Consider the following 13374-nt stretch of genomic DNA (forward strand, 5'->3'; position numbering starts at 1 on the left):
AGGCATGATAAAAACTTTTACTCCACCTATTTATTAAATTTAACTATTTTTAGATAAAATTAAAAATTCACAACTAATTTTCATCAAAAAATTTTAAATCAACAAAGTTTTTGAAAGAGTCTTAATTAATGACAGATATGAAAATTTTTCAAAACAATTACACATATCCTAGCCCCAATATGAAAATATTTAAATTAACTATTTTACATAAATATAGTATACTATAAAATTGATAATGAAGTTGGAAATATGAATGGAATAACTATATTAATTTGGATAACAATTGCCATAATAGCCATTATTGCAATTATACTAGTTAAATTACACTATAGAGGAGAAGAACTAGAGAAAGACGAAGGATCAATACTTGAAGATGCAGGAGGACTAAATAAAGTATTTTCTGCAGGGCAAAGCATTTTATCCAGAGACAATGATAAATCAAAATCCACTCATCCAACTAAACTTAATCAATCCAACCCTACCAAATCTGAAAATAAAACTTCTTTATTTACAGACGTGCCTGAGGAACCTGTTAAATATGAGGAACCTGTTAAATATGAAGAGCCCGTTGTTTATGAAGAACCTATGATTTATGAATCAGACAATAATACTTATAAAAATATTGAATATGAATCACAAAATCAAGTACTTGTTGATTATGGAAATACTGTTGAAAAATTCCAAGAACCAATGAAGCAAAGTCAGATGGATATTATGAATCAAAATAACGCCCCTAAAAATGAAAAACACGAATTGAAAGATTTATTCACAATTGATGAACTGATTAAAGAATCAAAAAGAAAAGACAACGAAAGAGAAAAAGAAGCACATAAAAATGAAGAGGAAGATCCTGAATTGGTTGAACTTAAAGAAAGTATCAGACAACAGAAAAATGAAAAAAATATCGAAGAAATCATTGATGAACTTCCCGAAGAAACTATCCAAGACATAATAAATGAAACTCCAACAGAAAATGAAGAACCACAAGAAAGCATACAAGACATTGTAAGTGAAACTCCAACCGAAAGTGAAAAACCACAAGAAAGCATACAAGACATTGTAAGTGAAACTCCAACCGAAAGTGAAGAACCACAAGAAATCAAAACCGATGAAGTTATTGATGACACACCAAAAGAAGAAGCAAAAATCGAAACTCCAACAGTCACATCACAAGATATTGAAGAAGCAATAAGTACTGCTGCCCAAGACAATAAAGAAGAGGTTCAAAGCATTTCTGAAAGTAAAGACATTACTGATGTTTTACTTAATGAAAAGGACAAAGATGAAAAAACTGAAGACGTTATTAAAGAACCAATTCTCAAAACTCCAACAAAAGTCAAGGAAGATAATAAATTAGCAACCTCTGCAAATGACAAAAATGTATTGGATGAATATGAAAATGATTTGGACTACAGAAAAGATTTAGCAAAAATCACAAATACAATTAAAGGTTCTAAAATATTCCAGGATGTAAAAGAAAAACTCAAACCTGAAGTTGAAGAAGAAAATATTGTTGAACATACTGATGAACAAATTGAAGAAGACTTTATCAGAAACGTCCATGAATATGAAGACGATTATGCGCCAATCATTAATGAAACCCATGCGGATTATGAAGCAACCTATGAAGAATATCACAGAGGAGACTATGAAGAGACATTAAGACACGAAAACACACGTAATGTATTCAATGTGACTGAAACTGCTCCTAAATCTCCAGAACCTATGAAACCAGTAACAAATACCATTAAAGAAAAACCTTCAAGAGACAATATAAAAATAAAATTAAACAATAACGAAGTTGTTCTTAAGAAAGGTGATGAAATCATATTCAATCATCAGGGCGAAACCTATTCCAGTCAGGTTTATGCAATTAATGGTGAGGATATTTCTGTAAGATACAGAAGAAAAAACATTGTTATTAAACCATCCGACGTAAAAAAGATATACTGAATATCTTTTTTACAAAAAACACCACAAAACTATTTTAAAAAAAAAAGAGATAAAGAAAAATAATTATTCTTCTTTATTTAACTTATAACTTCCATTTTCAACTATATATTTCGGAACTATTATTTTAAAAGAACGAATAACATTTAAATAAAAGTCATCTAATTCTCGGTCAGCATAAGGATAGGTGTATTCAAAAATATATAGATTATTATCTTCCACATATAAAAATTCATTACGACGAATCTCATTTTCACCATCGGAAAAAGAAGATACAATCATATAGTAGATATCATCATTTATAGGTAGAAAATCAGAAGCTATTAACTTTATCTTCCCATTATTTTCAATATTTTTTTCAATATCCTCTTTTATAGCAGGAAGTCCAACCAGGGTAGGAGTAGTTGAAAATTTTATAGACATTGGGATTTTTGTATTCACCAAGTACATATCGTTAAATTCATCTTTAGTTGCAACAGGTTCAAAATCCTCAGGCATTGTCAATCTTGAAAAGCCATTTGAAAACATTGTCATTTTATCACCTATTTATGTGCATAATAAAATACCAATTCATCATCTTTGATTTCATCAAGACGTGCAAAACCAACTCTTTCGAATTGCACAACATCTCCAACTTCTAAATCTTTAAGTGCACCTTCACCAAGACCTGTTTTAGTTGATGCATCATCCATAACAATTTTAACATTAACATTGTCATCGACTGGCACCCACTGAATAATTCTAGCCTTAACGCTTCTTGCATCTTCAAAAGAGGTAGAATGATAAGATATATTATCACCCTTAATATCAACATTAACGGCATCCATTAGCCTAAATATTCCATCTGAAATATCACGTTTTGCCAAATAAGCTTTTCCGTCGAACGGCAATATCCTGTTTCCCCTGTCCAAATGGTCTGCATGCAATGGCCTTTCAATATCCACTTTACCACCATCATAATTGTCAACAACAATCAATTGAGGTTCTTCACAGAAGAAATATCTATTTGCGACAGGTTCTAAGAAGTTACGGTTCAAACCATAAATCTTTTTCCAGCTGATAGCGGAATCCGCCATTTTAACACCAATTTCAGTTATGAGATTATAAATTGTTCTTGGATCTATTCCTCTTCTTGCAATAGCTCTTAATGTACCCAATCTTGGATCATCCCATCCGGAATAGGTTCCATCTTCAATACCTGCCATTGCTTTAGATGTACTAAGAGCAATATCTTCCATTTTAAGCCTCCCATAATGGATGAATTCCGGCAAATCCCATCCCATATGATCATATAGATATTTCTGTTTTTCGCTGTTGGCCAAATGGTCCTTGCCTCTCAAAACATGAGTCATGCCCATCAAATGGTCATCAACAGCAACAGAGAAATTCATCATCGGATAAATTCTAAAGTTATTGCCTAAACGTGGGTGAGTTTCATCAACCAACCTCATGGCAACCCAATCACGAATTGCAGGATTTTTATGAGCAATATCTGTTTTAACTCTAAGCACTGCATCGCCGGCTTTCATAGTATCGAATTTTTCCCACAATTCAAGATTTTCTTCAACACTATTGTCCCTGCAAGGGCAAGCCTGACAGTTATCCTTAAGCTCTTTGAATGTTGCCCCATCGCATGTGCACATATAAGCTGCACCTTTTTCAATCAGTTGGCGAGCATAATCATAATAAATTTCAAATCTATCGGATTGATAAACGATTTCATCAGGTTTGATACCTAGCCATTCCAAATCTTCAGGTATCATTTCATAAGCAGGTTCAAATACCCTTTTAGGGTCTGTGTCTTCCACCCTTAAAATTAATTTCCCATTATGTCTTTTAACATATTCAGCATTTGGAACAGCCGCCCTTGAATGGCCAATATGTAATGGACCACTTGGATTTGGAGCAAAACGCAAAACAATATTCTCATGAGTTCCAGGAAGTTCTTGGAGACCTACTTCTTTAGCTTTAGGTTTTTTATCTTCTACTTCAACACCATATTTTTCCATTTCAGAACTTTGTTCTTCAGGAGATAATGAATTTACTTTTGCTACAATTTTACCTGCCAGCGGACCAATTTCCTTTGCTTTGCTTCTGAGTTCAGGTTCATTTGACATTATTGAACCCATCACAGCACCGGGATTTGCACTTCCCTTATGTTTAGCTGCATTCAATAAAGCATGTTTATAAACAATCTCTTCTAAATCATTCATTTAATCATCACATTTAATCAATTAAAAAAATAAGCAACAAATAGTTTCACCTAATTGTTATTTAACAATTATACTTTGATATTCAATATAAAAATAGTTAATGTTTTTTTAGAAAATAGACAATTAAACATTGAAATAATTAAATATAAATAAAATCTTAAATAATATTGAGAGTTGTTATAAAAAATAGGAGTTAGATAAAAAACTTAGGTCGATATAATGAGTGATGCCATCCAAGAAGCGAAACAACTAATTGAGGAAGGAAATTATAAAGATGCTATAAAAATAGCCAGAAAAAGGCATGGAAAAGATGATATTGATTCCTACTTAAGTATTCTAGATATGTTAATCGAAAAGGAATACCTGCCTGCACTAGAAGAAAAGGGAATGTATTTCCAGTACTATGACCCGAACCATGATAACAATGATTATGGTGAAAAATATTTTGACGAATACCTTCAAAAACAGCCAAAATCAATTAATGTGTTATGTGATAAATCAATGTCCCTTTTTAATAAAGGAAAAATTGACGAAGCATTGGAGTATGTTGATAAAGCCTACGAAAAATATAATACGTATTCCAAAATTGAAAAGCCTAGAATTTCAAAAAAAGAAGTTAAAATGAGTAAAATCGAACTGTTAATTCAGGCAAAAGAATATAAAACTGCATTAACTGAACTTAACAAATATGAAACACAATACGGCACAGATAAAAAACTGGACCTATACAAAGGCCAGATGCTTCAAAAAAACGGTGAAAACGAAGAGGCCATGGAGTATCTGGAAAAATCTTTAAGTGATGAACACACATTGCTTGCATTTAATGCAAAAGCGGATGCATTATATGAACTTGGAAGATATGATGAGGCACTGCATGACTTCAATCAATGCATTCAATATGAAAGAGAAGCCGGCGATGATTTAGAGCTTATAACTAATTTTAATTATAAGGCAGCATTTTGTTGCATAAAACTTGGAGACAATCAGGAAGCTGTCAAACATCTTAACAAAACAATCAACATGTTAAATGAACACGGTCGTCTTCCAAAAGACCTGGAATCAATTTATCAAAAATGTTCATTTAAAAAAGATGAGTTAATGAGACACGACGATATTGAAGACAAGGAATTCAAAAAAACTAAATTCATATCATCAAAATATGCTATCTATGCATTAATCGTGATTATAATACTATATGCAATATTGAAAATATTTGGTTATTAAAATGAGACTTGGAAAAACTAATTTAGAAGTAAATAAAAACGGATTTGGAGCATTGCCGATTCAAAGATGCAACATTGATGAATCGACAGAAATTCTTCAAAAGGCATATGAAAACGGAATAAACTTTTATGACACAGCTCATTTTTACACAGACAGTGAAGAAAAAATGGGCATAGCATTGGAAGATGTTCGTGAAAACATTTACATTGCAAGCAAAACTGGAGCTGAAACTCCAGAAGTATTTTGGAGTGACTTGGAGACTTCTCTTAAAAGTTTAAAAACAGATTACCTAGACTTATACCAGTTCCACAACATTTCCTTTGTTCCAAAAGAAAAAGATGAATTGTTTAAAGCAATGATGCAGGCAAAAGAAGATGGAAAGATACATCACATAGGAATTACAACCCATAAAATTACACATGCCCATAAAGCAATAGAAACAGGCCTTTATGAAACTTTGCAATATCCATTCTCATATTTAAGTGGAAAAGAGGAATTGGATCTTGTTGAAAAATGTAAAAAATTAGATGTCGGTTTTATAGCCATGAAAGCTATGGGTGGAGGATTGATCAACAATTCCAAAGCAAGTTTTGCATTTTTAAATCAATTCGATAATGTTTTGCCGATTTGGGGAATTCAAAAAATTTCGGAACTGGATGAATTTTTATCATATGATAAAAACACAGTTTTAGATGAAAAATTACTGGCAGAAATCGCAAACGACAAAAAAGAATTGGGAGAAGATTTCTGCAGAGGATGCGGCTATTGTATGCCTTGCCCAGAAGGGATTGAAATAAGTATCTGTGCAAGAATGTCCCTTTGGGTTAGAAGATTTCCAACCGAACCACATTTAACCGAAGAATGGCAGGAAAAAATGGCAGGAACCGAAAATTGCATTGAATGTTACAGCTGCGTTGACAACTGCCCTTATGAATTAGATATTCCAAGACTGCTTAAGGAAAACTATGAAGACTACAAAAATATCCTATCCGGAAAAACCAAGGTGTGAATATGAAGCAGTGCATTGAAAATCCCAACGACCTGAAATGGGAAGAATTTTGGGCTGAAAAATTAGAAAACAAAATAGATAAGGACTGGGATAAGGCAGCACCCGGTTTCTTCAAAAGAACCAGAAAAGAGGACTATCAAATCGCATTATTCGATATGTTAAAACTTGATGAAAATGACAGAGTATTGGATGTGGGATGTGGTGAAGGGTCAATAACCATACCTTTAGCTAAAAAAGTAAAAAAAGTAACTGGAATCGATTCATCACCGAAAATGCTCGAATATTTGGAAAAAAGAGCAAAGGACAATGACATTGAAAATATTGAAACAATACTAAAACCGATTGAAGAAATTGAATATGATGAAATTGGAGACATGGATGTTGTTGTCTGTTCAAGGTCATTAAATGGAATTATCCCAATTAAAGAAGTCTTAACACAACTCAATGAAATTGCAAATAAATATGTTTTCATAACCATTTTTGGGCCCGAAAATAAAAAAATCGAAAAAGATTTCGATGCAGAAATAGGCAAGAAAACAGAAGATTTTCCGGATTACAACTATTTTTTCAACATACTTTTCAATATGGGCATCTATGCAAATATCGAAAGATTTGACTTGAATAACTACCGTGAATATGACAGCATTGAAGAAGCTATGGACAACGGTAAGTTCAGACTTGATTTATACTCAGACGATGAAAAAGAATTATTAAAGAAATATCTGGAAAGAATCCTTACTTATAATGAAGATACCAAAAAATACTATAATGTCAAGGATAAGGCTGACTGGATAATGATTTGGTGGAAAAAAAGTTAAAAGAAATTATTCATTAATTTCTTCAAAATATTCTGGACCCACATCACATAATGGGCAAACGTAATCCTCAGGCAATTCATCGCCCTCATACACATAATCACAAACTTTACATCGCCATGCCATTCTATCACCTATCAAATTTTAAAAAAATAAAAAATAATAAAATGAATTTACTCACTTTTTATCATGATTAAAATCATTTTAAAAGGACTGTTTACAGCCTGAAGTGCATGTGGCTCATTAGCAGGCATGATAATGATTTCACCTGCCTCAACATTATGTTTTACACCAGAAATTGTAATTTCAGCTTCACCATCAATTATTTGAACCATCGCATCAAAAGGAGCTGAATGTTCAGACAAACCCTGACCTTGATCAAAGGCAAAGAATGTTACTGTACCTAACTCTTTCTTGATTACTTCACGGCTCACTACACTATCAGCTTGATAATCCAATAGGCATTGGATATTTAAAGCTTTCGCTTTAATATCTTCGCTCATAAGTTATTCCCCCATAATTGTTTTAATATCTGCAATTGCATCTCCGGATGTTGGAGTCAAGTTGTAATTTCCAACCAATACATTGAGAATGTCATCATTACACCATGCAGGAAGTACAGGTCCAATCCACATATCGGTTTTTCCTAAGTATAACAATGCCCAAAGAACTGCCGCAGCTTTTTGTTCCATCCAACTGAGTACAATTGTTAAAGGTAATTCGTTTAATTCCATGTCGAATAACTCGCATAATGCAAGTGCAACATCAACAGCAACAATAGTATCGTTACATTGACCCACATCCAAGAGTCTTGGAATTCCTTCAATGTCTCCTAAATCAAGGTCATTGAATTTGTATTTACCACATGCTAAAGTTAAGATAACAGTATCTTCCGGCAAGTTTTGTACGAATTCCCTGTAGTAATCATTGTGTTTTGCTGCTTTGTCACATCCGCCCACTACAAAGAATCTTCTGATTTTACCTTCTTCAACTAATTTTTTGATTGCATCAGCATGTTCCACAATAGCTCCTGCACTCCAACCGGTAGTGATAGTGGTTAATTCTTCAGGTTCTAAAGATCCTAAAGATTTTGCACATTCAATTACTTCTGAAAAGTCATAATCATCAATGGTTTTTACTCCTTCAAGTTTTGCTACATCCATGGTGAACATTCTTTCTTTGTATGCATCAAGTGCAGGCAATACACAGTTACTGGTTCCAACAATAGCTGCATTGTATTTTTTAAAGACTGTTCTTTGATCATGCCATGCTCCGCCTAATTGACCAGCCAAATTTTCATATTTGTTGAGTCCTGGGTATCCGTGAGCAGGCAACATTTCAGAGTGAGTATAAACTTTAATGTCGGTTCCTTCCACCTGTTTCAATAATTCTTCAAGTGCTTTTAGGTCGTGACCGGTTACAATAATTGCAGGTCCTTCCTGTGCACCCACTTTAACTTCTACAGGTTGTGGTTCACCATAAGCAGCGATGTGAGCGTCTTTTAATAATCTCATTACAGCTACGCTTTTTTCGCCTGCTTCTAATGCAAGTGCCACAAGATCATTTACATCAAAGTTGACATTAGTTAATGTTGTGTATAATCCTTTGGTTAAAAATGCATCAATTTCTTTATCATATGCGCCTAAAACATTTGCATTGTAGTTGTATGCACTAATTCCTTTCATTGTAAATATCAAATTATCCTGAAGTCTTGCAACTGTTGGTTTTTTACCACAAACTCCACTTACTGTACAACCAGTACCTTTAGCGGTCTGGGAACATTGATAACAAAACATATCTAATCCGTCTGCCATAATAATAACCTCATTTTTTTGTTAATTATAAATTACAAAAAGAATGTATATAAACATTTTGTCACTATTCAAGGGTAAAAAGTAGTAATAAATATATATCATGAAAAAAATAATAAAATTATGGATGAGAATATATCTGTTTTAAAAGGATTAGGACTTACAATGTATGAAGCTCAAGCATATTTAACACTCACCTCATTAATTTCATCGACAGCAAGCGAAGTGGCTGAAAAATCAGGCATTCCTCGCAGTAAAATATATGATGTATTGAAGGGATTAATCAAGAAGAATTTCATTGATGTTGAAGATGGAAGACCACTGACATATAATGTTAAATCTCCAGTTGAAGTGCTGAGCCGTGAAAAAGAAAAAATTGACTCACAAATTGATGATACAATAACACGACTAACCAACATATATGAAAACGGAATGAGTCAAGTTCAAGCCCCAATATGGAGAATATACAGCGTTGAAAAAATCATCAACCAGGAAATGGAAATCATAAAAAGAGCAAAATCTTCCGTCAATATGAGGATTGGATTTCTCTTTGAAGGCGAAGGTGAAGCACTAATTAAGGCATTTAAGAAAAGACGTGGCTTGAAAGTGAATATCCTAGCTTCACCGACATGTTACATCAACAATGAGGAAATTGACATTATTAAAATGTTTAAAGATGCTGGAATCAACATTCAAAAAGCTGATATTCCCTTTGTAAAAGTGCTGATTTCAGATTCAAAAGAGATGATGCACACATACACCAAGTTTAGTGAAGACAAGCGTGAAGTAATTCCCGAAACTGCAATCGGAATCTGGAACAAATACGAAGACGTTGCAAGAAACTATGACGAAAGGTTTATGAACCAATTAGAAAAAATCAAAAGAAAACAAAAAAACAAAATAATTCAATAAACCATCAATATTTTTATATTTTTAACATCTAAAATGCAAATTACTCAAACAGAAATAATATTTAATATCTCAACAAATCAATATCCATAACATATTAATTTTTGGTTAATCAATAAGTTTTATATTTTTTACTAGTATAGACATTAATTTAAGTTTAGCTCCTTTCACTGGTTTTTTAGTCTTTTTGTCTTTTACAGTTACTTTAAATGCCCCATTTTTCTTATACCCTTTTGTTACTTTTGGAGCGGATAGGGTTAGTATAAAACAAAACATAAAACTCCATGAATTAACAACAACAGGGATAAAAAAAAACACAAATACAGAATTCAAACTATATACATTGGACACAACCAAAAAGAATATACTACGAAATAAATACAAAAACAGCTAAATAAGAAAAAGATATGAAAAATCAGAACACAAAATTCAACTAAAAATTTTGTGCAACATCCTCAAAAGTTAAAAAAAAGTGTATGAGATGCAAGAATATTACATCCCATTTTTAAATTTTAAATTAATTTAAGCTTTATAGCAGTCTTTTCATCCACTTTACCAGTTACCTTAAGACCTTTGGCTTTTTGGAACTGTTTAACAGCATTGACAGTTTTTTGCTGATAAATACCGTCAACTGGGTATTGGGTATAGTATCCGTTCTTTTTCAAAGCCTTTTGAATCTTTTTAACAGTAGCCTTAGCTTTGCTTCCTTTTGAAACAGTTTTCCACACAGACTTGACCTTAATAGTTACCTTTTTGGTCGCTTTGTTGTAGTACTTGTTTCCTTTATAGGTTATGGCAGCCTTGTATGTTCCCTTCTTGTTGAGTTTGGTTATTTTGAAGGTAGCCTTGCCTTTGCTGTTTGTAGTGGCCTTATAGGTCTTACCAGCAACTTTCAGATACACTGTTGCTTTGCTTATTGGCTTATTGACATTGTTTTTCAAGACAATTGCATATTTCTTGGTTTTAGTGGTTGTCTTGAAGGTTTTTGCCTTAGCAGTTATTTTAGGAGTTGCCTTTTTAACAGTTACTTTAACTGATTTTGTTGATTTAGCATAGTTGGTGTTTCCGTTGAAGGTTATTTTTGCAGTGTATTTTTTAGGAACTAAACCTTTGGTTGATACTTTAGCCTGACCTTTACTATTGGTTTTAACTGTCCTTGATTTACCTAAATTGACAGATATTTTAACATCACTAATAGGATTGCCTTTACTATCTTTTAAAGTAATTACAAGATTTTTGTTAACATTATACACCGCAGTAACAGTTTTTGCTGTTAATTTAGTAGAAAGCTTTTTAACCCTGATGTCAATTGTATGTTTGGCATCACCCAACGTAGCAGTTACACTAGCAATTCCACTGGTGGTTGAATCATATCCAATAGTTTCTCCCAAAGAGACAATAGTATTATTAACCTGCCCATTTGTTGCAGTAATTGTCAACTCAACAGAATCCAAAAGAAAATGTTCATATATCTCGCCTGATGTTGAATTATAATTAAACAATAGGAATACGACATTTGATGTATCAAAAACATTGATATTATTAGGACTTGCTGTTGCGTTTAAAAACAGCCATGTATCATAATCCACATCATCCATTATATTAGGCTGTATATCATAATTGGTTGCATTATTTCCAAACCAATTATAATTGGCATTAAGTCCTTTACCAGCCATGATTTCATATGCACTTTCATTATTTAAAAAAACATTGTTATTCACGTTTGTATTATTTGAGGAATTGATTGCAATTGTTGATTCAACATTATTGCCTAAGAAAAGACCATTGCTTATATTTGTATAATTTGCGAAATTCAACTTTATTACTGTATTTCCAGTATTATTAATAAATATTGCTTCGAAATTGGAATTGATTGTGCCATTAACATCGATTACAGCACCATAAGCATTGTTATTGATGAAATAAGATTTAATGACCTTATCTTCCAACATATTTTTTGAAATGTGAATTGCGCTGCCCCCAATGTCTGCCTGATTTTGAAGGAAAAGTGTATCTTCTAACATATTCCTTTTTGAATTATCAAAAGATAATGCACCACCATTTTTACCAGCAGTGTTGTTTATAAAAACAGTTTCAAAGAAAATAACATATTTTGCATCATCATCTACATTTATTGCACCACCATTGCCGGCAGCACTATTATTTATAAATACGACATTGTCAAAAACAACACCTGCCAAATTCGCATAAACATTTATGCATCCCCCATCAACAGAAAGTGCAGAATTATTGATGAAAACACAATTGTTATAGGTTTCCGAATCTGAATAGCCTCTATTGTATATTGCACCACCATTATTGGTAGCAACATTACCTATAAATACAGTATTATTGTATTTGTTGTAATTGGAATTTCTATAACTGTATATTGCCCCTCCATTCGCTTTAGCAGAGTTGTTGATAAATACACAATTGTTTAATGTATTTCGCTCTATATTTCTGGAATAGTATATGGCACCACCATGATTAGTAACGGAGTTATTGATAAAAACACATGTTTCAAAGGAGTTATAATTAGAATATCCATAACCGTTAAATGCTCCACCGTTTTTAGCACTGTTGTTAATGAAAGTGGAATTTGCATATGAATTATTGTCATTTACATTATGATCAGTGTTTATAGCTCCACCACCATTTGCTGCATGATTGTTTAAAAATGTGAGATTATTGAAAGTTGTTTTTGATAATTGTGCGTGAAAATTGATTGCACCGCCATCTGCTCCATTTGCCCTATTACTGGAAAAGGTTATGTTTTCAAACAAATTTTCGCCAGAATTGCTTAAAACATAAATTGCACCACCATTTTTAGTGGCAATATTTGATGCAAATTCAGCATTTTTGATAGTGTTGTTCATAAATGTGCCATTGGCATATATTGCACCACCATTCTGTGCAGCAGTGTTATTTATAAATTTACAGTTATCAATCACAATGCCTGAAACATCTCCGTCGAATATTATTGCTCCACCAATGTTTGAATGTCCGTTCATAAATGTAATATTATTTAAAATAACATTATTCAAAGAAGTTATATTGAATATCCGGGATTGCCCCATACCATTTATTGTAAATCCGTTACCATTAATAGTTATTGGATTTTTTATGATTATTCCATTATTTGAAAATGAATCGTCATAAGCATAATTATTTTCAAGATTTACTACACCACCAACGCCAACAGCATCGATTTTTGTTTGTAAATCATTAAATGTTCCATTATCAGTTTCGCCGATTATTTCTCTGTCATTTACTAGTTTTACGATATCATCATTTGAATAGGTTTGTATTTCATTTGCTGACATATCCAAATCCACTGTTGCAATATCAGTCGTATTTTCAGCTGCACTTGCCCCCGAAATCGCCAATAAAACTACAACTAATAGTAGACCTAGGATAAAGAACTTATTTTTGTAGTACATTTA

Annotated in this window: 11 protein-coding genes; 5 read left to right on the top strand and 6 right to left on the bottom strand. The window is 32.5% G+C overall.

All coding sequences use genetic code 11. From position 1 onward, the window contains the following. The first annotated feature begins 249 nt into the window (after window positions 1-249). The gene (locus tag UIB65_RS01880) at window positions 250-1953 is read left to right on the top strand and encodes a hypothetical protein (protein ID WP_330039454.1); all 1704 of its coding nucleotides are present in this window, start codon (window positions 250-252) and stop codon (window positions 1951-1953) included. Between the two features lie 63 nt (window positions 1954-2016). Here UIB65_RS01880 and UIB65_RS01885 read toward each other — a convergent pair whose 3' ends face one another. Then, complete coding sequence (locus UIB65_RS01885; protein ID WP_330039455.1) at window positions 2017-2484, bottom strand: hypothetical protein; 468 nt, start codon at window positions 2482-2484, stop codon at window positions 2017-2019. A gap of 8 nt (window positions 2485-2492) precedes the next feature. Then, window positions 2493-4163 (bottom strand): glutamate--tRNA ligase, encoded by a 1671-nt coding sequence (locus UIB65_RS01890; RefSeq protein ID WP_330039456.1) that lies wholly within the window; start codon window positions 4161-4163, stop codon window positions 2493-2495. A 219-nt stretch (window positions 4164-4382) separates the two neighbouring features. Here UIB65_RS01890 and UIB65_RS01895 point away from each other — a divergent pair, with 219 nt between their 5' ends. Genes UIB65_RS01895 through UIB65_RS01905 form a run of 3 tightly spaced genes read left to right on the top strand, consistent with a single transcriptional unit; the run spans window position 4383 to window position 7214 of the window. Beyond that, on the top strand, window positions 4383-5387 hold the full coding sequence (locus UIB65_RS01895) for a tetratricopeptide repeat protein (protein WP_330039457.1): 1005 nt from the start codon (window positions 4383-4385) through the stop codon (window positions 5385-5387). Between the two features lies 1 nt (window position 5388). Then, window positions 5389-6396 carry an aldo/keto reductase gene (locus tag UIB65_RS01900; protein WP_330039458.1) on the top strand — a complete coding sequence of 336 codons (1008 nt, stop codon included), beginning with the start codon at window positions 5389-5391 and terminating at the stop codon, window positions 6394-6396. A 2-nt stretch (window positions 6397-6398) separates the two neighbouring features. Further along, window positions 6399-7214: a class I SAM-dependent methyltransferase gene (locus UIB65_RS01905; RefSeq protein ID WP_330039459.1), complete on the top strand. Its 816-nt coding sequence runs from the start codon at window positions 6399-6401 to the stop codon at window positions 7212-7214. 6 nt (window positions 7215-7220) lie between these two features. Here the strand turns inward: UIB65_RS01905 and UIB65_RS01910 are convergent, their stop codons facing one another. From UIB65_RS01910 to hcp, 3 genes are read right to left on the bottom strand one after another with little or no spacing between them, the layout of a single operon-like run. Continuing rightward, entirely contained in the window at window positions 7221-7337 is a 117-nt protein-coding gene (locus UIB65_RS01910; RefSeq protein WP_292609934.1) for a rubredoxin-like domain-containing protein, read from the bottom strand. A gap of 47 nt (window positions 7338-7384) precedes the next feature. Next, window positions 7385-7714, bottom strand: a complete 330-nt coding sequence (locus UIB65_RS01915; RefSeq protein ID WP_330039460.1) for a cupin domain-containing protein — start codon at window positions 7712-7714, stop codon at window positions 7385-7387. Between the two features lie 3 nt (window positions 7715-7717). Beyond that, window positions 7718-9025, bottom strand: coding sequence for a hydroxylamine reductase (gene hcp, locus UIB65_RS01920; RefSeq protein ID WP_292882958.1), 1308 nt, complete (start codon window positions 9023-9025; stop codon window positions 7718-7720). Between the two features lie 120 nt (window positions 9026-9145). Between hcp and UIB65_RS01925 the strand changes: the two genes are divergently transcribed. Then, window positions 9146-9934 (top strand): helix-turn-helix domain-containing protein, encoded by a 789-nt coding sequence (locus UIB65_RS01925; RefSeq protein ID WP_330039461.1) that lies wholly within the window; start codon window positions 9146-9148, stop codon window positions 9932-9934. Window positions 9935-10443: 509 nt separating this feature from the next. Here UIB65_RS01925 and UIB65_RS01930 read toward each other — a convergent pair. Beyond that, window positions 10444-13371, bottom strand: a complete 2928-nt coding sequence (locus UIB65_RS01930; protein ID WP_330039462.1) for a peptidoglycan-binding protein — start codon at window positions 13369-13371, stop codon at window positions 10444-10446. Window positions 13372-13374 lie beyond the last annotated feature (3 nt).

Source organism: Methanobrevibacter sp., assembly GCF_036307625.1.
Lineage (GTDB): Archaea > Methanobacteriota > Methanobacteria > Methanobacteriales > Methanobacteriaceae > Methanocatella.